Genomic DNA, 19780 nt, shown 5'->3' with positions numbered 1-19780 from the left:
TCATTCACTTCCTGAGTGTGCGGTACGTCGAGACGAGAGCCCTGGTGGACGCGTCGAGGCCGGGGACGTCGGCGCCCTCGGTCAGCGCGGGCTCGATGCGCTTGGCCAGGACCTTGCCCAGCTCCACGCCCCACTGGTCGAAGGAGTCGATGTCCCAGACCGCGCCCTGCACGAACACCTTGTGCTCGTAGAGGGCGACCAGCTGGCCGAGGACCGACGGGGTCAGTTCGCGGGCGAGGACGGTCGTCGTCGGGCGGTTGCCCTGGAAGGTCTTGTGTGGAACCAGTTCCTCGGCGACGCCCTCCGCGCGGACCTCGTCGGCGGTCTTGCCGAAGGCCAGCGCCTGTGTCTGCGCGAAGAAGTTCGCCATCAGCAGGTCGTGCTGGGCCCTGAGTTCGCCGCTCAGCTCGGCCACCGGCTCGGCGAAGCCGATGAAGTCCGCCGGGATCAGCTTCGTGCCCTGGTGGATCAACTGGTAGTACGCGTGCTGCCCGTTGGTGCCGGGCGTGCCCCACACCACCGGACCCGTCTGCCACCGCACCGGGTCGCCGTCCCGGTCCACCGACTTGCCGTTGGACTCCATGTCCAGCTGCTGGAGGTAGGCGGTGAACTTGGAGAGGTAGTGGCTGTACGGCAGCACCGCGTGCGACTGGGCGTCGTGGAAGTTGCCGTACCAGATGCCCAGCAGGCCGAGCAGGAGCGGCGCGTTGGACTCGGCGGGGGCGGTGCGGAAGTGCTCGTCGACCAGGTGGAAGCCGTCGAGCATCTCGCGGAACCGGTCCGGGCCGATGGCGATCATCAGCGAGAGGCCGATCGCCGAGTCGTAGGAGTAGCGGCCGCCGACCCAGTCCCAGAACTCGAACATGTTGTCCGGGTCGATGCCGAACTCGGTGACCTTGCCGGCGTTCGTGGACAGGGCCACGAAGTGCTTGGCCACCGCCTTGTCGTCGCCCCCGAGGCCGTCGAGCAGCCAGGCGCGCGCCGAGGTGGCGTTGGTGATCGTCTCGATGGTGGTGAACGTCTTGGACGCCACGATGAACAGCGTCTCCGCCGGGTCCAGGCCGTGGGTCGCCTCGTGCAGGTCGGCGCCGTCCACGTTGGAGACGAAGCGGAACGTCAACTCCCGTGCCGTGAAGGCGCGCAGCGCCTCGTACGCCATCGCCGGACCGAGGTCGGAGCCGCCGATGCCGATGTTGACGACGTTGCGGATGCGCCTGCCGGTGTGGCCGGTCCACTCGCCCGAGCGGACCCGGTCGGCGAAGGCGCCCATCTTGTCCAGGACCGCGTGCACCTGCGGCACGACGTTCACGCCGTCGACCTCGACCACCGCGTCCCGCGGCGCCCGCAGCGCGGTGTGCAGCACCGCCCGGTCCTCGGTGACGTTGATCCGCTCGCCGCGGAACATGGCGTCCCGCAGCCCGGACACGTCGGTGGCGGCGGCCAGTTCCTGGAGCAGGGCGAGGGTCTCGTCCGTGATCAGGTGCTTGCTGTAGTCGATGTGCAGATCGCCGACGCGGACGACGTAGCGCTCGGCGCGCGCCGGGTCGGCCGCGAACAGCTCACGCAGGACGGGCCGGCCCTCGGCCCGGTGGTCCTCCAGCGCGGTCCACTCGGGCCGCCGCGTGAGCCGGGGGCCGGCGGGGGTGTCAGGCATGGGAGGGGTTCTCCTTGGTGCCCTCGCCGCGCAGGGCGACGGCGTACATCTCGTCGGCGTCGAGGCGGCGGAGCTCCTCGGCGATGAGTTCCGAGGTCTGGCGGACCTTGAGGGCGAGGGTGCGCGGCGGCTGGCCCGGCAGGGTCAGGGTGGCGAGCGGGCCCTCGGGGCGGTCGATGACGATCTCGCCGTTCGCGGTGCCGAGCCGTACGGCCGTGACCACCGGGCCGGGCGAGACCACGCGGTCCACCCGGACCTTGAGCCGGGCCCCGAGCCAGCGGGCGAGGAGTTCGGCGCTGGGGTTGTCCGCCTCGGCCTCGACGGCCGCCGAGGTCACCTCCACCCGGGCCTGGTCGAGGGCGGCGGCCAGCATGGACCGCCACAGGGTGAGCCGGGTCCAGGCGAGGTCGGTGTCGCCCGGCGCGTAGCTGCGGGCGCGGCTCTCCAGCACCCGCATCGGCTGCTCGACCGCGTACAGGTCGGTGATCCTGCGCTGCGCCAGCGCGCCCAGCGGGTCCTTGGACGGCGTCTCGGGCGCCTCCACCGGCCACCACACGACCACCGGGGCGTCGGGCAGCAGCAGCGGCAGCACCACCGAGTCGGCGTGGTCGGAGACGTCGCCGTAGGTGCGCAGCACGACCGTCTCGCCGGTGCCGGCCTCGGAGCCGACCCTGACCTCCGCGTCCAGGCGGGAGGTGGTGCGGTCGCGCAGGGTGCGCGCGTGCCGCTTGATGACGACCAGGGTGCGCGAGGGGTGCTCGTGCGAGGCCTGCTCGGCCGCCTTGATCGAGTCGTAGGCGTTCTCCTCGTCCGTGACGATGACCATCGTCAGGACCATGCCCACCGCAGGGGTTCCGATGGCGCGGCGACCCTGCACCAGCGCCTTGTTGATCTTGCTTGCCGTGGTGTCGGTCAGGTCGATCTTCATGGCCTGCGCCAGCTCCGTCCGTCTCGTGCGAGCATCTCGTCCGCTTCCTTGGGTCCCCAGCTGCCCGACTCGTACTGCGCGGGCCTGCCGTGCTCCGCCCAGTACGTCTCGATCGGGTCGAGGATCTTCCAGGACTCTTCCACTTCCTGGTGACGGGGGAACAGATTGGCGTCGCCGAGCAGCACGTCCAGGATGAGCCGCTCGTACGCCTCCGGGCTGGACTCCGTGAACGACTCGCCGTAGGCGAAGTCCATCGTCACGTCCCGGATCTCCATCGAGGTGCCGGGCACCTTGGAGCCGAACCGGACGGTCATGCCCTCGTCGGGCTGGACCCGGATGACGATCGCGTTGGAGCCGAGTTCCTCGGTCGCCGTCGAGTCGAACGGCGAGTGCGGGGCCCGCTTGAAGACGACCGCGATCTCGGTCACCCGGCGGCCCAGCCGCTTGCCGGTGCGCAGGTAGAACGGGACGCCCGCCCAACGGCGGTTGTCGATGCCCAGCTTGACCGCCGCGTAGGTGTCGGTCTTCGAGTTCGGGTCGATGCCGTCCTCGTCGAGGTAGCCGATGACCTTCTCGCCGCCCTGCCAGCCGGTCGCGTACTGGCCGCGCACGGTGTGCCGGCCCAGCTCCTCCGGCAGCCGCACCGACTTGAGGACCTTCAGCTTCTCGGTGAGCAGCGCGTCCGCGTCGAACGCGATCGGCTCCTCCATGGCGGTGAGCGCCATCAGCTGGAGCAGGTGGTTCTGGATGACGTCCCGGGCCGAGCCGATGCCGTCGTAGTAACCGGCCCGGCCGCCGATGCCGATGTCCTCCGCCATGGTGATCTGCACGTGGTCGACGTACGACCGGTTCCAGATCGGCTCGTACATCTGGTTGGCGAAGCGCAGCGCCAGGATGTTCTGGACGGTCTCCTTGCCGAGGTAGTGGTCGATCCGGAACACCTGGTCCGGGTCGAACACGTCGTGCACGACCGCGTTGAGGTCCTGCGCCGACGCCAGGTCGTGCCCGAACGGCTTCTCGATGACCGCCCGCCGCCAGGACCCGGCCGGCGGGGTCGCCAGACCGACCTTCTTCAGCTGCTGGACGACCTTGGGGAAGAACTTCGGCGGCACGGAGAGGTAGAAGGCGAAGTTGCCGCCGGTGCCCCGGGAGCCGTCCAGCTCGTCGACGGCCGCCTTGAGCTGCTTGAACGCCGTGTCGTCGTCGAAGTCGCCGGGGATGAACCGCATGCCCTCGGCCAGCTGCTGCCAGACCTCCTCGCGGAACGGGGTCCGGGAGTGCTCGCGCACCGCGTCGTGGACGACCTGCGCGAAGTCCTGGTCCTCCCAGTCGCGGCGGGCGAAGCCGACGAGTGAGAAGCCCGGCGGCAGCAGACCGCGGTTGGCCAGGTCGTAGACGGCCGGCATCAGCTTCTTGCGGGACAGGTCTCCGGTCACACCGAAGATGACCAGGCCCGAGGGGCCCGCGATCCTCGGCAGCCGCCGGTCGCGGGCGTCCCGCAACGGGTTGTCCCAGTCGGCGGCGGGTGCCACCGGCACCCGCGCCTCCTTGGCGGTCTCGCTCATTACGCGTCAACTCCCTTGCTGTCCAGGGACTTCGTGACGGCGTCCAGCAGGTCCTGCCAGGCCACCGCGAACTTGGCGACGCCCTCGTCCTCCAGCCTGCCCACGACCTCGTCGTAGGAGATGCCGAGCGCCTCGACGGCGGCCAGGTCGGCGCGGGCCCGCTCGTAGCCGCCGGTCACCGTGTCGCCGTGGATGTCACCGTGGTCGGCGGTCGCGTTCAGCGTCCCCTCCGGCATGGTGTTCACGGTGCCGGGGGCGACCAGCTCGTCGACGTAGAGGGTGTCCTTGTACGCCGGGTCCTTGACGCCGGTGGAGGCCCACAGGGGGCGCTGCCGGTTCGCGCCCGCGGCCTGGAGGGGCGCCCAGCGGTCCCCGGCGAAGACCTGCTCGTACGCCTCGTAGGCGAGCCGCGCGTTGGCCAGCGCGGCCCTGCCCCGGAGCGCGAGCGCGTCGTCCGTGCCGAGGACGGTCAGCCGCTTGTCGATCTCGGCGTCGACGCGGGAGACGAAGAAGGAGGCCACCGAGTGGACGGCGGAGAGGTCCAGGCCCTTGGCGGCGGCCTTCTCCAGGCCGGCCAGGTAGGCGGCCATGACCTCGCGGTAGCGCTCCAGGGAGAAGATCAGCGTGACGTTGACGCTGATGCCCTGCCCGATGACCTCGGTGATCGCCGGGAGACCGGCCTTCGTCGCCGGGATCTTGATCATCACGTTGGGGCGGTCGACCAGCCAGGCCAGCTGCCGCGCCTCGGCGACGGTGGCGGCGGTGTCGTGGGCGAGGCGGGGGTCGACCTCGATGGAGACGCGGCCGTCCACGCCGTGCGACGCGTCGTACACCGGACGCAGGACGTCGGCGGCGGCCCGCACGTCCGCGGTCGTCATCATCCGCACGGCCTCGTCGACGGTGACGCCCCGCACGGCCAGGTCGGCCAGCTGCTCCTCGTACCCCTCGCCGGAGCCGATCGCGGCCTGGAAGATCGACGGGTTGGTGGTGACGCCCACCACGTTCCTCGTGGCGACCAGCTCGGCCAGGTTGCCGGTGCTGATCCGCTTGCGCGACAGGTCGTCCAGCCAGATCGAGACGCCCTCGTCGGTAAGGCGCTTCAGTGCTCCCGCGGTCGCGGTTGCTTCGCTCACAGTGATCATCTTCCTCTTCTGGAACTGTTCTGGCTGGTTGATCAGGCGGTACGGGTGGCGGCGAGGGACTCGCGGGCCTTCGCGGCCACGTTCTCGGGGGTGAAGCCGAACTCGGCGAACAGGGTCCCGGCGTCGGCGGAGGCACCGAAGTGCTCCAGGGAGACGATCCGGCCGGCGTCGCCCACGAAGCGGTACCAGGTCAGGCCGATCCCGGCCTCGACGGCGACCCGCGCCCGCACGGCCGGCGGCAGGACGCCGTCGCGGTACTCGCGGGGCTGCTCCTCGAACCACTCCACGGACGGCATGGACACCACCCGGGTGCCGATGCCCTCGGCCTCCAGGAGGTCCCGCGCCGCGACGGCGAGGTGCACCTCGGAACCGGTGGCGATGACGATCACCTCCGGGGTCTCGGTGGACGACTCGCGCAGTACGTAGCCGCCCCGGGCCGCGTCCGGGTCCGGCGCGTACGTCGGCACGCCCTGGCGGGTCAGCGCGAGCCCGTGCGGGGCGGGACGCGTGGCGTGCCTCTTCAGGATCTCGGCCCAGGCCGTCGCGGTCTCGTTGGCGTCGGCCGGGCGGACGACGTTCAGGCCCGGGATCGCGCGCAGCGAGGCGAGGTGCTCGACCGGCTGGTGGGTCGGGCCGTCCTCGCCGAGGCCGATGGAGTCGTGCGTCCAGACGTACGTCACGGGCAGCTGCATCAGGGCCGACATGCGGACCGCGTTGCGCATGTAGTCGGAGAAGACCAGGAAGGTGCCGCCGTAGATCCGGGTGTTGCCGTGCAGGGCGATGCCGTTCATCTCGGCGGCCATCGAGAACTCGCGGATGCCGAAGTGGACGGTTCGGCCGTACGGGTCGGCCTCGGGCAGCGGGTTGCCCTCCGGCAGGAAGGAGGACGTCTTGTCGATGGTGGTGTTGTTGGAGCCCGCGAGGTCGGCGGAGCCGCCCCACAGCTCGGGCAGCACCGGGCCGAGCGACTGGAGGACCTTGCCGGAGGCGGCCCGGGTGGCGACGGAGGTGCCCTCCTCGAAGACGGGGAGCGCGGATTCCCAGCCCTCGGGGAGCTGGCCCGCGAGCACGCGGTCGAAGAGCGCGGCACGCCGCTCGTTGTCGGCGCGCCACTCGGCGACGCGCTTGTCCCAGGCCGCGTGGGCCTCGGCGCCCCGGTCCAGGGCGCGGCGGGTGTGGGCCAGGACCTCGTCGGCGACCTCGAAGCTGCGCTCCGGGTCGAAGCCGAGCAGCCGCTTGGTGGCGGCGATCTCCTCGGCGCCGAGCGCGGAGCCGTGGGAGGCCTCGGTGTTCCGCGCGTTCGGGGCGGGCCAGGCGATGATCGTGCGCATGGCGATGATCGAGGGGCGGCCGGTCTCGGCCCGCGCGGCCTCCAGCGCCGTGTGCAGGGCCGGTACGTCGACGTCGCCCTCGGCGGTCGGCTCGATGCGCTGGGTGTGCCAGCCGTAGGCCGCGTACCGCCCCAGCACGTCCTCGGAGAAGGCGGTCGCGGTGTCGCCCTCGATGGAGATGTGGTTGTCGTCGTAGACGAGGACCAGGTTGCCGAGCCTCTGGTGGCCGGCCAGCGAGGAGGCCTCGGCGGAGACGCCCTCCTCCAGGTCGCCGTCGGAGACGATCGCCCAGATCATGTGGTCGAAGGGGGAGCCGCCCTCGGGGGCCTCCGGGTCGAAGAGGCCGCGCTCGTAGCGGGCGGCCATCGCCATGCCGACGGCGTTGGCGACGCCCTGGCCGAGCGGTCCCGTGGTGGTCTCGACGCCCGCGGTGTGGCCGTACTCCGGGTGGCCCGGGGTCTTCGAGCCGTGCGTCCGGAACGCCTTGAGGTCGTCCAGTTCGACCTCGTACCCGGCGAGGAAGAGCTGGGTGTAGAGGGTCAGCGAGGTGTGCCCGGGGGAGAGGACGAAACGGTCCCGGCCCGTCCACTCGGGATCGGCCGGATCGTGTCGCATCACCTTCTGAAAGATCGTGTACGCGGCAGGGGCCAGGCTCATCGCCGTGCCGGGGTGTCCGTTGCCGACCTTCTGCACCGCGTCGGCCGCGAGAAGACGGGCTGTGTCCACCGCACGGCGGTCGAGGTCGGTCCACTCGAAGCCGTCTGCTGTCTGCGTGCTCATCTTCAAGAAGTCCTCGTTCGAAGCGGTCTGGCTGCCCTGACGCGTTCAAAAGTAAAAGTCTGAGTTTTAAGAAGGAAGGTCGGAGTGTGTCAGCCTGTGGTGAAAGTGGGACACGGATCATCGGCAGGAACGGCACGACAGGGACATGGCGGACAGAACGCCCGGCGGGGCGGGTGACGGTGACGGGATCAGGACGCTCCCCTTCCCGGTGGATCTGAGCGTCGGCGGGGTCGGCATCCAGGTCGGCCCGATGGGCACCGGCCGCCGCTGGCACGCGGACGCCCCGCTGGAGCGCGTCCACCGCATCGACTTCCACGTGGTCATGCTGTTCACCGGGGGGCCGGTGCACCACATGATCGACTTCGCGGAGTACGAGGCACGGGCCGGCGACCTGCTGTGGATCCGCCCCGGCCAGGTGCACCGGTTCTCGCGCACCAGTGAGTACCGCGGAACCGTCCTGACCATGCAGCCCGGTTTCCTGCCCCGGGCCACGGTCGAGGCGACCGGCCTCTACCGCTACGACCTGCCGCCGCTGCTCAGCCCCGGCCCCGCGCGGCTCACCGCGCTCCAGGCCTCGCTCGCGAACCTGCGGCGCGAGTACGAGGACACCGAGACGCTGCCGCCCAGCCTGCACGCGTCGGTGCTGCGGCACACCCTCACGGCGTTCCTGCTGCGCCTCGCGCACCTGGCCGCCAGCTCGGCGGAGGCGGCCCGCAGACAGGCCGACACGACCTTCACCCTCTTCAGGGACGCGGTCGAGAAGGACTTCGCCACCAACCACAGCGTCAGCGCCTACGCGGACGCCCTCGGCTACTCACGCCGCACCCTGGTCCGGGCGGTCCGGGCCGCGACCGGCGAGACCCCGAAGGGCTTCATCGACAAGCGGGTGGTCCTGGAGGCCAAGCGCCTGCTCGCCCACACGGACCTGCCCATCGGCCGTGTCGGCGCGGCCGTCGGCTTCCCCGACGCCGCGAACTTCTCCAAGTTCTTCCAGCTCCACACCGGCCAGACCCCGGTGGCCTTCCGGGCGGAACTGCGGTAGACACGCGGCGGCCCGGTCCCGGCGACGCGTGAGTGCCCCGCGCGACACCGCGCGCGGGGCACCGCCGGGCCGGCCGTCAGTGGCCGAAGTCGAACCAGTTCAGGTTCAGGAAGTCCGCGGACTGGCCGCTGCTGAAGGTGAGGTACACGTCGTGGGTGCCCGTCACCGAGCTGATGTTGGCCGGGACCGTGGTCCATGTCTGCCAGCCCCCGGTGTTGGCCACCGAGAAGCTGCCGATGGGGGAGTTGGACGGACTGTCCAGCCGTACCTCGACCGTGCCGCTCACCCCGGTGGCCGCGCCGCTCGCCACCCGGGCGTAGAACTGGGTGGCCGCCGTGGAGTCGAAGTCGACCCCCTTGTAGAGCGCCCAGTCGCCGTTGGCGATGTAGCCGATGTCCTGGCCGCCGCCGGTGTCCGTGGTGGTCTCTGCGGTGACGCCGGACTGGCTGTCGTACGACTCGGCCTGGATCGCGCTGTAGGCGTCCCGGCTGCCGGTCGTCGGCGAGCTGGTGGTACCGCTCCCACTGGCCTGCAGCACCTGGACGTAGTCCACGACCATCGGGTGGCCGGACTCGGTGGCGCTGGTCGGGCCGCCGCCGAACGCGTCCGGGAAGCCGCCGCCCATGGCCACGTTCAGGATGACGAAGAAGCCGTGGTTCGTGGCGTTCGCCCAGGTGGTGGCGTCGACCTGACTGGCGGTGACCGTCTGGTAGTTGACGCCGTCCACGTAGAAGCGGATCGCCTCGGGGCTCACCGAGCGGTCCCACTCCATCGTGTAGGTGTGGAAGCCGGACTGGCAGGTGGTGTTGGGACACGCGGTCGAACTGCCCAGGCCCGTCGTCTCGTTGCAGGGGCCGCCGGGGTTGGTGCCGCAGTGCATGGTGGCCCAGACCGTGTTCAGGCCCTGCACGTTCTCCATGATGTCCAGCTCGCCGACGCTCGGCCAGTTCTGGTAGTTGCCCCGGTAGGGCGCGCCCAGCATCCAGAACGCCGGCCAGTAGCCGTAGGCGGCGGTGCCGGTGACGTTCGGCATCTGGATCCTGGCCTCGACGCGCAGCTTGCCGCCGGCCGGGGGCTGGAAGTCGGTGCGGGTGGTCTCGATGCGGCCGGACGTCCAGTTGCCGGACGAGTCCCGCACCGGGGTGATCTTCAGGTTGCCGCTGCCGTCGAGGGCGACGTTGGTGGTGGACGAGGTCATGGTCTCGACCTCGCCGGTGCCCCAGTTGGCCGCGCCGCCGGAATACGAGGTCCCGGTGTCGTACTGCCAGTTGGAGGTGTTGACGCCGGTCCCGGCGGTGCCGGTGAAGTCGTCCAGGAAGACCTGGCTCCAGCCCGACGGCACGCTGGGTGCCGAGGCGCTGGCGGGCAGGGTGGCGGTCGTGGCGAGCGCGGCCGCCAGGCCCATCGTGGCGAGAACGGCGACGAGGGCGCGCCGGAAGGAGCGCCGCCGTCTGTGGTCCGCGGGGGGTATACCGGAGGTTTCGCTCATGGGGGTGCCTCTCGGGTACGGAGGGGGTGCGCGGGTGGGTGCTCCGAGAGCGCCAGATCGTTCTGAGAGCGCTCTCAAAGTGGGCCCAATGTGCTCTCCGTGCCTGCGGCCGTCAAGAGTTAAAACAAAGAATCTCCTTGTTTATCAAGCGAGTTCACGCTCTGAAGCCGCCCCCTCGCCGGAGGGTTTCCGGCCCGGCCCGTCAGGCGGCGCTGCCCGCCTTCCAGTCCGCCCAGGACAGGTTCCAGCCGTTGAGGCCGTTGGAGGCCTCCACGGTCTTCTCGCCGGAGTTCCTGACGATCACCACGTCGCCGAGCATCGAGCTCTCGTAGAACTTGTAGCCGGCGACCGAGGAGTCGCTCGCGCCCTTCGCGTCGTGCAGGCCGACACAGCCGTGGCTGGTGTTCTCGTTGCCGAAGACCGAGGTGGACGCCCAGTAGTTGCCGTGCACGAAGGTGCCCGACGTGGTCAGGCGCTGGGCGTGCGGGACGTCGGAGATGTCGTACTCGTCGCCGAGCCCGACCGTGGAGGACTCCATCCGGGTCTGCTTGAACCGCTCGCTGATCACCATGATCCCGGACCAGGTGGTGTGCTGGGAGTTGCCGCCGGAGACCGGGTAGGTGGCGTGGGTGGCGCCGTCCCGTTTGACGACCATCTCCTTGGTGGACAGGTCGACGGTGCTGATCTGCTCGCGGCCGATGTGGAAGGTGACGTCCTTCGACTGCACGCCGTAGACGCCGTCCGTGCCCTCGACGTCCTTCAGCCGCAGACTGAGGGTGATCTTGGTGCCGGACGCCCAGTAGGTCTCCGGGCGGAAGTCGAGCCGGGTGTCGCTGAACCAGTGGCCGACGATCTCGACCTCCGGCTCGGCGGTCACGGTGATCGCCTTCTGGACCGCGGCCCGGTCCGCGACCGCGTGCGTGAAGTTGAGCGACACCGGCATGCCCACGCCGGACGTGGAGTCCGCCTCGGGCGTGAAGTAGCCGACGAACGTGGCGCCGGGGGACTTGGTGGTGAAGGTCGTCACCGTCTCGTCGCTCGCGCCCCGCGCCTTCGCGGTCACCGTGTACTTCGTCCCCGAGTACGGGTTCCGGGCCGAGGTCCACTTGGTCTTCGCGTCGTTGAAGGCGCCGGAGAGCGTCGAGCCGTCGTTGCCCTCGACGGTCACGGAGGCCAGCGTGCCGTCGGCGACCGTGACCTCGACCGGGCTGCCGAAGCCGGCCTTCCTGGTGCCGGAGGCGGGCGTGACCGTGATCGTGGCCTTCTTGGCGGCGGACTTCGCCGAGGCCGTGGCACCCTTGCCGTCCGTCGAGGGCGAGGCGTCCGCGGAGGAACTGCATCCGGCCAGCGCGGCCCCGGCGGGCACCGCGCCGAGAGCGGCGAGGATCCCGCGCCGGGACCACTTCCCCGACAGCCGTCCGGACCCGTTCGATATGTGCTGGACGCCCACGACACGCCTTCCTGACTTGTCCACCTGTGTCTGCGCATCCTGCGCCCGTTGTATGGGTGGTTCCTTTGAATGCCGGGGGCGCTCCCTGAGATTCCGATGAGGAGCCGGGACGTCACCCTGCGCGGTCGCGGGGGGCGGCGCGCCGGGCGGACCCGAGTCGGCCGGAACCCGGGTTGTCCCCGCCCGCGATCGTGAACAGAGTATGAACGGCCGAGCGGCGGCCTGATTTTCCGGTGAGATCCCCCGCCCGGGATGGCTTTCCCACCTAACCGATCGGAATAGTGAAGAATCAGTACGCCGACCCCGCCGGAGGTAATCCGTGACCGACGTCCGCAAGCGGCCCAGCCTGGCCGTCGTCGGAGCCGGAGCGGCAGGTGCCCTCACCGCCGTCCAGCTCTGCGAGACCGCCCACCGCCGCCGGACTCCGCTCGATCTCGTCCTGATCGACCCGGCCCCGGAAGCGGGCCGGGGCACCGCCTACGCCACCCGTGACCCCCGGCACCGCCTCAACGTGCCCGCCGGCAACATGAGCGCCTACCCGGACGACCCCGGGCACTTCGTCCGCTGGCTGTGCCGGCACGGCGAACCCACCGTCACCGGCGCCGACTTCGCCACCCGCTACCGCTACGGCGCCTACCTCGCCGACACCCTCGGCCAGGCCCTCGTCCGCGCCCACGGCACGGTCGCCGTACGCCGGCTGCGCACGAGCGCGCAGGAGTGTACCGGCACCCCCGACGGCCGGGTGGAACTCCGCCTGGCCGACGGGGGTGCGCTCCTCGCGGACGGCGCGGTCCTCGCCACCGGCCCCGCCGCCACCACCGCGGGCTGGGCCCCGGCCGCCCTGCGCGCCTCGCCCCGCTTCGTCCGCGACCCGTGGGCCCCGGACGCCCTCGCCGGGGCCGCGGCCGGCACCGACGACGTCCTGCTGGTCGGCACCGGGCTGACCGCCGTCGACCTCGCCCTCACCCTCGACCGCCCCGGCCGCACCGTGCACGCCCTCTCCCGCAGCGGGCTGCTGCCCCAGCCGCACGCCCTCGGTCCGGCCGGCGCCATGCCCGCCCCGGAGGACCTCGGCGACACCTCGCTGGGCCGGCTCCGCCGCGCCGTCTACCGCCATGTGAGCCGCTCGGTCCGCACCCACGGCGACTGGCGCCCCGGCCTGGACAGCCTCCGCCCGCACACCGCCCGCCTGTGGCACAGCCTCACCCCGCCGGAACGCGAGGAGTTCCTGGCCCGGGAGGGCGCCCTGTGGAACACCCACCGCCACCGGATGGCCCCCACCACCGCCGAGCGCGTCTCCCGCGCCCGCACCGCCCGCCGGCTGCACGTCCACACCGGTTCCGTGGTGGGCGCCCGCACCGCCGAGGACGGCTCCCTCACCGTCGAACTCTCCGACGGCCAGGCCCTGCGGGTCGGCTGGGTGGTGGACTGCACAGGACCCGGCCGCCGTCTCGACGCGCCCCTGTGGCAGACCCTGTTCACCGCGGGGCTCGCCGCCCCCGGCCCGCTCGGCATGGGCGCGGCCACCCACGAAGGACAGCTCCTCGACGCCCGGGGCCGCTGCGGACTGCCCCTGTTCACGCTCGGCGCCCCGCGCCGCGGCGAACTCTGGGAGACCACCGCGATCCCCGAGATCCGCGTCCAGGCCGCCGAACTCGCCCGGCGCCTGCTGCCGGAGCCACGCCCCAGGCGGTCCGCGCGGCGCCCGGAGGACGGCCACGGCCGGCCCCTGTCCACCCACGCCGAGGCGGCCGCCGCCTACCGCGGCGGTCTCGACCGGGTCCTCAAGGTCCGCTCCGGCGCCGAGGAGGCCCTGGCCCGCGCCGTCGCCCTCGACCCCGGCTTCGCCCTCGGCCACGCCACGCTCGCCCTGCTCGGCCACGAGTGCGCCGCCGCCGTCGACGTGCCCCGCGCCCTCGCCGACGCCCAGCGCAGCGCCCGCGAACACGCCGACGAACGGGAGCGGTCCTTCGTCGAGGTGGTCACCCGCCGGATCACCGGCGAGGACGGCGACGCGGCGCTCGTACGGCATCTGCGGGAGCACCCGGGCGACGCGCTGGCGCTCGCGGCCGCCGTGCCGACCATCGCGTTCTCCGGCGTGAGCGACCTGCACGACGACGACGCCCTGGAACTGCTCGAACTGACCTCGCCCGCCCACGACGGGCACTGGTTCCACACCTCGCTGCTGGCCTTCCTGCGCCAGGAGCAGGGGCGGCTGCACGAGGCGGGCGAGCTGGCCCACCGCGCGCTGGCCGCCGAGCCGGCCTCCGGGCACGCGGTGCACGCCCTGACCCACGTCCACTACGAGAGCGGGGCGTACGAGGCGGGCCGGGACTGGCTCGACAGGTGGGTGTCCGGGCGGGGCCGGGGCGCCGTGCACCGGGCGCACTTCTCCTGGCACATCGCCCTGCACGAACTCGCCCTGGACGACCCGGCCGCCGTCCGCCGCCGCTGGTTCACCCAGCTCGCGCCGGGCCGGGTGCGCGGCATACGGGCGCTGGTGGACTCCGGCTCGCTGCTGTGGCGGGCGCGGCTCAGCGACAGCTGGGACGGCGACCTGCCCACGGCCGACGTGCTGGACTCCGTGGCCCGGGAGGTGCTGGAGCGGCCCGCGACGGCCTTCACCGCGCTGCACGCGGCCGTCGCCCTCACCGCGGCCGGCGACCTGCCGGCGCTGCGCCGGCTGCGCGACCACGCGGCGGGCGCCGACCCGGTGCAGCGCACGGTCGTCGTGCCGCTGTGCGAGGCGTTCGCGGCGCTCGTCGAGGAACGCTTCCACGAGGCGGCCCGCGGCCTCGACGCCCTGCTGCCCGTGCTGCACAAGGTCGGCGGCAGTGCGGCCCAGCGCGAGGTGGTGGAGGAGACCCTGCTCCACGCGCTCGTCGCGGCCGGCCGCTGCGACGCCGCCCGCCGGCTCCTGGACACCCGTCTGGACCGCAAGCCGGCACCGCGCGACCTGAGGCTGCGCGCGGCCCTGCCCTCCTGAACCCGGCGGCGCAGTCCGCGCACGCGTTCGTGATCATTCCGATGTCGTGGAGAGGGAACCTCCGGCCGGCCAATTCCCTCTCCCGAGTCGCAGCAGAGCGTTCACAGCGTGTGCGTGGTCCTGGACGGACGGCTCCGGCCACTGTCGGTCCAGGAGCACACGGCGCCGTCACCCCGGGGCCCATGCCCAGCCGCCGCCGCTTCCTCACCGGGGCCGCCGCCGCGCCCGTCGCGCTCGCGGCGGTCTCCGGGTGCGAGGACGGCGACCGGGCGCGGCCCGCCCGCGCGGACGCCCGGCCCGCCGCGGCCGTACCCGCCGCGCAGTCGCCGCCGGACCGGCTCGACTTCGTCGTGATCCTCGCCGACGACCTCGGCTACGGCGAACTCGGCTCCTACGGCCGGAAGCTGATGCACACCCCGCGCACGGACGCCCTCGCCGCCGAAGGACCGCGCTCCACCGACGCCTACGCGCCCGCCCCGGTGTGCGTCCCCTCCCGCTGCTCCCTGCTTTCCGGCCTGCACGGCGGCCACGCGACCGTGCGGAACAACTCCTGGGGGCCGGGCGGCCAGGACGCGCTCACCGAGCAGGACTTCACCTTCGCCGAGGCGCCGCGCGCCCGCAGGACGCCGCCCGGCTCACCCTGGACGCCCCGGGCGGCCGGGGGAGTCCACCCGGCAAGGGCGGATGTGCCGCCGGGCTGCGGAGGTGCTGCCCGGCCCGCCCGTCACGGCCGCCAGCCCAGGGCCCGGGAGATGCCGCGGGACGCCAGGCGGACCGCGGGGACCAGTACCGGTACCTGGGCGTCGGCGTGGGGCACCACGACCGACACGGCCGCGACCGGCCGGCCGGCCGCCCCGTGCACCGGTGCCGCCACCGACAGCGCGTCGTCGGTCACCTGACGGCTGCTCACCGCGACGCCCGTGCGCCGCACTTCGGCGAGCGAGCGGCGCAACCGGGCCGGATCGGTGAGGGTGTACGGCGTGAAGGATGCCAACGGGCCCGCGCAGTAGTCCTGTTGGAAGTCGGGCGTCTCGTGCGCGAGCAGGGCCAGCCCCACGCCCGTCGCGTGCAGCGGCCAGCGGGCGCCGACCCGGATGTGCACGCCCACCGCCGACCGCCCCGACAGCCACTCGATGTAGACGACCTCGGCCCCGTCCCGTACCGCCAGCTGCACGTTCTCGTGCGTCGCCTCGTAGAGGTCCTCCAGGAACGGCAGCGCGATCTGGCGCAGCGCCAGGCCCCGCGGAGCGAGCGCGGCCACCTCCCACAGCCGCAGCCCCACGTGGTAGACGCCGTCCGGGTCCCGCTCCAGCGCGCCCCACGCGGTGAGCGCGCCGGCCAGCCGGTGCGCGGTGGTCAGGGAGAGCCCGGCCCGGCGGCTGATGCCGGTGAGGCTGAGGGCCGGATGACGGTGGTCGAAGGCGGCCAGGACCGCGAGCAGCCGCTCGGGCGCGGACCTGGCGGCGGTCATGGCCGGTCGGCCACGCGCAGCAGCAGCGCGTGCAGCGCCCGGCGCTCGGCGGCGTCCAGCGGGCCCAGCAGGTCGTTCGTCACGCGCTGGCCGGCCTCGTCGGTGTCCCGCAGGAACTCCCGGCCCGCCTCGGTGAGGACGACGATCCGGCTGCGGCGGTCGTCGGGGGAGGGGCGGCGCTCGGCGAAGGCCAGCTTCTCCAGGTCGTCGACCAGGCCGACGATCGCGCTCGGGTCGTAGCCCAGCCGGGTGCTCAGCTCGCGCTGGAGCACGCCGTCCGACGTGGCGAGGAAGCGCAGCACCGCGTAGTGGCGCAGTCTGACCCCCGACTCCTGGAGGAACGTGTTGAAGAGCTGCCCCGAACGCAGCCCCAGGCGGTACAGCAGGTAGCCGGTGTCGGCGTGCAGCCCGCGCATCCACGGCTCGTCCGCGTCGATGGGCTGTGGTGTGGCGTGCTGGCGTGTGATGGCTGGCTCCCTGGCTCGATGCGTTCCGGTGATTCCAGCATGACGCACCCATAGGTCACCAACAACTATTGACGTCAACAATTATTGCTCTTAGCTTCGATCTCGCAGCCGTCCCCCTCCGTGAAAGGGATCCGCCCGTGCCCACCATCGATCTCACCGGCAAGGCCGCCGTCGTCACCGGCAGCGGCCGGGGCCTCGGCCTCGCCTACGCCCACGCCCTCGCCGCCCACGGCGCCCGCGTGGTCGTCAACGACGTCGACGAAGCCGTCGCCGAGCAGGCCGTGAAGTCCATCACCGAGGCCGGCGGCACCGCCGTCGCCGAGGTGGTCCCGGTCGGCACGGCCGAGGCCGCCGACCGGCTCGTCGACCGGGCGGTCCAGGAGTTCGGCCGCCTCGACGTGCTGGTCACCAACGCGGGCATCCTGCGCGACAAGGTGCTCTGGAAGATGACCGACGACGACTTCGACGCCGTGGTCACCACCCACCTCAAGGGCACCTTCACCTGCGCCCGCGCCGCCGCCGTACGGATGCGCGAGCAGGGCGGGGGCGGCACCCTGATCCTGGTCGGCTCCCCGGCCGGCCAGCGCGGCAACTTCGGCCAGACCAACTACGCCGCCGCCAAGGCCGGCATCGCCGCCATGGCCCGCACCTGGTCGATGGAGCTGGGCCGGGCGGGCATCACCGTCAACGCGATCGTCCCGGTGGCCGCCACCGCGATGACCGAGACCATCCCCGTCTTCGCCCCGTACGTCGAGGCCCTGAAGAACGGCGAGCCGCTCCCCGACTTCCTCCGCAAGGGCGAGGGCTTCGGCACCCCCGAGGACTGCGCGGCCCTCGTCCCCTTCCTCGCCTCCGAGGCCGCCCGCTCCGTCACCGGCCAGGCGATCGGCATCGGCGGCGACAAGGTGGCACTGTGGTCCCACCCCCAGGAGATCCGGGCGGCCTACGCCGACGGCGGCTGGACCCCGGACACCCTGGCCGCCGCCTTCACCGCCTCGGTCGGCGCCGAACTCCAGACCGTGGGCATCCCCGCGCCCGTGGTCCCGGAGGCGTGATGGACATCGAGGCACTCACCGCGATCGACGTCCACACGCACGCCGAGGTCTCCTCCCGGGGCCACTCCTCCCTCGACGACGACCTGCACGACGCCTCCTCCGCCTACTTCAAGGTCGAGGGCGCGCGCAGGCCCACCATCGAGGAGACCGCCGCCCACTACCGGGAGCGGAACATGGCCGCCGTGATCTTCACGGTGGACGCCGAGTCCGCGACCGGCACCCCGCCCGTCCCCAACGAGGAGGTCGCCGAGGCCGCGGCCGCCAACGCCGACGTGCTGATCCCCTTCGCCTCCGTCGACCCCTTCCGCGGCAAGGCGGGCGTGAAGCAGGCCCGCCGCCTGGTCGAGGAGTACGGGGTCAGGGGCTTCAAGTTCCACCCCAGCATCCAGGGCTTCTTCCCGAACGACCGCGCGGTCGCCTACGCCCTCTACGAGGTGATCGAGGAGACCGGCACCATCGCCCTCTTCCACACCGGCCAGACCGGCATCGGGGCCGGCGTCCCGGGCGGCGGCGGGATCCGGCTGAAGTACTCCAACCCGCTCCACGTGGACGACGTCGCCGCCGACTTCCCGCACCTGAAGATCATCCTGGCGCACCCCTCGTTCCCCTGGCAGGACGAGGCGCTCGCCGTCGCCACCCACAAGCCGGGCGTCCACATCGACCTCTCGGGCTGGTCGCCCAAGTACTTCCCGCCGCAGCTGGTGCAGTACGCCAACACGCTGCTGAAGGACAAGGTCCTCTTCGGCTCGGACTTCCCCGTCCTCACCCCCGACCGGTGGCTCGCCGACTTCGCGAAGCTGCCGATCAAGGACGAGGTCCGGCCGAAGATCCTCAAGGAGAACGCCGCCCGTCTGCTCGGGCTGACCAAGCCGTAGGGGGCCGCAGATGCGCAACGAGGGACTGGGCTCGTGGCCCGCACGCAGGGCCCGCAAGACCCCGCACCGCACGGCCCTGGTGCACGACGGGCGGCCGTCCGACTACCGCACGCTGTACACCCGCACCACCCGGCTGGCCCACGCCCTGCGCGCCCGGGGCGTCCGCCGCGGCGACCGCGTCGCCTACCTGGGCCCCAACCACCCCGCCTATCTGGAGACCCTGTTCGCCGCCGGCACCCTCGGCGCCGTCTTCGTCCCGCTCAACACCCGCCTCGCCGGCCCCGAGATCGCCTACCAGCTCGCCGACTCGGGGGCCCGGGCGCTGCTGTACGGCCCCTCGCACACCGGTCTCGTCGCCGGGCTCCCCGGCGCCGGCGACGTCCGGACGTACGTCGAGGTGGGCCCCGAGTACGAGGAGATGCTGGCGTCGGCGGCCACCGACCCGATCGACGAACCCGTCGTCCCCGACGACACCTGCATCATCATGTACACCTCGGGGACGACCGGCCGTCCCAAGGGCGCGATGCTCACCCACGGCAACCTCACCTGGAACGCGCTCAACGTGCTCGTCGACACCGACCTGATCGCCGACGAACGCGCCCTGGTCTTTGCCCCGTTGTTCCACACCGCGGGCCTCAACATGCTGACCCTGCCGGTCCTCCTCCAGGGCGGCACCTGCGTGCTGGTCGAGGCCTTCGACCCCGACGCCACCTTCGACCTGGTCGAACGGCACCGGATCACCTTCATGTTCGGGGTCCCGACGATGTTCGACCGGATCGCCAGGCACCCGCGCTGGCCGGACGCCGACCTGTCCTCGCTGCGCATCCTCACCTGCGGCGGCTCCCCGGTCCCCACCCCGCTGATCGCGGTCTACCAGGCACGCGGGCTGACCTTCCTCCAGGGCTACGGCATGACCGAGGCCTCGCCCGGCACCCTCTTCCTCGACGCCGGGCGCGCGGTCGACAAGGCCGGCTCGGCGGGCGTCCCGCACTTCTTCAGCGACGTACGGGTGGTGCGGCCCGACCTGACCCCGGCCGACGTCGGCGAGACCGGCGAGGTCGTGGTCCGCGGCCCCCATGTCATGTCCGGCTACTGGGGGCTGCCCGAGGAGACCGCCGCCTCCTTCGCGGACGGCTGGTTCCGCAGCGGGGACGCGGCCCGGGTCGACGAGGACGGCTACGTCTTCATCGTCGACCGCCTCAAGGACATGATCATCTCCGGTGGCGAGAACATCTACCCCGCCGAGATCGAGGACCTGCTCCTCGCCCACCCCGACATCATCGAGTGCGCGGTCATCGGCGTGCCCGACGACAAGTGGGGCGAGGTGCCGAGGGCGGTGGTGGTGCCCCGCGAGGGCGCCGACCTCGACCCCGACGAGGTGCTCGCGTCGCTGTCCGGGCGGCTCGCCAAGTACAAGCTCCCCAAGTCCGTGGTGCTCGCGGACGAACTCCCGCGCACCGCCTCCGGAAAACTCCTCAAGTCCCGGGTGCGCAAGCGCTACGGCGCCGGCCCCCGGAACTCCGACTCCCCGACTCCTCTTTAAGG

The 19780-nt window shown here is 72.2% G+C and carries 14 protein-coding genes and 1 pseudogene; 6 read left to right on the top strand and 9 right to left on the bottom strand.

Annotated features, from left to right (window positions below):
* Positions 1-4 precede the first annotated feature (4 nt).
* The 5 genes from pgi to tkt are packed head-to-tail and all read right to left on the bottom strand — an operon-like array spanning position 5 to position 7400.
* On the bottom strand, positions 5-1654 hold the full coding sequence (gene pgi, locus ACZ619_RS02240; RefSeq protein ID WP_469593066.1) for a glucose-6-phosphate isomerase: 1650 nt from the start codon (positions 1652-1654) through the stop codon (positions 5-7).
* On the bottom strand, positions 1647-2582 hold the full coding sequence (opcA, locus tag ACZ619_RS02235; protein ID WP_469593064.1) for a glucose-6-phosphate dehydrogenase assembly protein OpcA: 936 nt from the start codon (positions 2580-2582) through the stop codon (positions 1647-1649). Before opcA ends, pgi begins: the two co-directional genes overlap by 8 nt.
* On the bottom strand, positions 2579-4147 hold the full coding sequence (zwf, locus tag ACZ619_RS02230; RefSeq protein ID WP_469593062.1) for a glucose-6-phosphate dehydrogenase: 1569 nt from the start codon (positions 4145-4147) through the stop codon (positions 2579-2581). Before zwf ends, opcA begins: the two co-directional genes overlap by 4 nt.
* Entirely contained in the window at positions 4147-5289 is a 1143-nt protein-coding gene (gene tal / locus ACZ619_RS02225; RefSeq protein WP_469593060.1) for a transaldolase, read from the bottom strand. The genes zwf and tal overlap by 1 nt, the downstream gene beginning before the upstream one ends.
* 32 nt (positions 5290-5321) lie before the next feature.
* Positions 5322-7400: a transketolase gene (tkt, locus tag ACZ619_RS02220; RefSeq protein ID WP_469593058.1), complete on the bottom strand. Its 2079-nt coding sequence runs from the start codon at positions 7398-7400 to the stop codon at positions 5322-5324.
* Between the two features lie 145 nt (positions 7401-7545).
* Between tkt and ACZ619_RS02215 the strand changes: the two genes are divergently transcribed.
* Positions 7546-8442, top strand: coding sequence for a helix-turn-helix domain-containing protein (locus ACZ619_RS02215; RefSeq protein ID WP_469593057.1), 897 nt, complete (start codon positions 7546-7548; stop codon positions 8440-8442).
* Positions 8443-8518: 76 nt separating this feature from the next.
* On the opposite strand, the gene ACZ619_RS02210 is transcribed toward ACZ619_RS02215, so the two are convergent.
* Positions 8519-9931, bottom strand: coding sequence for a glycoside hydrolase family 16 protein (locus ACZ619_RS02210; RefSeq protein WP_469593055.1), 1413 nt, complete (start codon positions 9929-9931; stop codon positions 8519-8521).
* A 202-nt stretch (positions 9932-10133) separates the two neighbouring features.
* On the bottom strand, positions 10134-11381 hold the full coding sequence (locus ACZ619_RS02205) for a L,D-transpeptidase (protein WP_469593053.1): 1248 nt from the start codon (positions 11379-11381) through the stop codon (positions 10134-10136).
* A 319-nt stretch (positions 11382-11700) separates the two neighbouring features.
* Between ACZ619_RS02205 and ACZ619_RS02200 the strand changes: the two genes are divergently transcribed.
* A complete protein-coding gene (locus ACZ619_RS02200) occupies positions 11701-14367 on the top strand; it encodes an FAD/NAD(P)-binding protein (RefSeq protein ID WP_469593051.1) in 2667 nt (888 codons plus the stop codon).
* A gap of 41 nt (positions 14368-14408) precedes the next feature.
* Positions 14409-14885: pseudogene (locus ACZ619_RS02195) on the top strand (sulfatase-like hydrolase/transferase); the annotation flags it as partial.
* A gap of 206 nt (positions 14886-15091) precedes the next feature.
* On the opposite strand, the gene ACZ619_RS02190 reads toward ACZ619_RS02195, so the two are convergent.
* Both ACZ619_RS02190 and ACZ619_RS02185 read right to left on the bottom strand, forming a co-directional pair.
* Positions 15092-15838 carry an IclR family transcriptional regulator gene (locus ACZ619_RS02190; RefSeq protein WP_469593050.1) on the bottom strand — a complete coding sequence of 249 codons (747 nt, stop codon included), beginning with the start codon at positions 15836-15838 and terminating at the stop codon, positions 15092-15094.
* Complete coding sequence (locus tag ACZ619_RS02185; RefSeq protein WP_469593048.1) at positions 15835-16254, bottom strand: MarR family winged helix-turn-helix transcriptional regulator; 420 nt, start codon at positions 16252-16254, stop codon at positions 15835-15837. Before ACZ619_RS02185 ends, ACZ619_RS02190 begins: the two co-directional genes overlap by 4 nt.
* 188 nt (positions 16255-16442) lie before the next feature.
* On the opposite strand from ACZ619_RS02185, the gene ACZ619_RS02180 reads away from it, so the two are divergent.
* From ACZ619_RS02180 to ACZ619_RS02170, 3 genes are read left to right on the top strand one after another with little or no spacing between them, the layout of a single operon-like run.
* Positions 16443-17360, top strand: a complete 918-nt coding sequence (locus ACZ619_RS02180) for an SDR family NAD(P)-dependent oxidoreductase (RefSeq protein ID WP_469593046.1) — start codon at positions 16443-16445, stop codon at positions 17358-17360.
* The gene (locus tag ACZ619_RS02175; RefSeq protein ID WP_469593044.1) at positions 17360-18235 is read left to right on the top strand and encodes an amidohydrolase family protein; all 876 of its coding nucleotides are present in this window, start codon (positions 17360-17362) and stop codon (positions 18233-18235) included. Before ACZ619_RS02180 ends, ACZ619_RS02175 begins: the two co-directional genes overlap by 1 nt.
* Before the next feature lie 10 nt (positions 18236-18245).
* On the top strand, positions 18246-19778 hold the full coding sequence (locus ACZ619_RS02170; protein WP_469593043.1) for an acyl-CoA synthetase: 1533 nt from the start codon (positions 18246-18248) through the stop codon (positions 19776-19778).
* The last annotated feature ends 2 nt before the right edge of the window (positions 19779-19780 follow it).

The organism is Streptomyces sp. NPDC104367, assembly GCF_055583825.1.
This window is presented reverse-complemented; position numbering and strand designations above follow the sequence as displayed.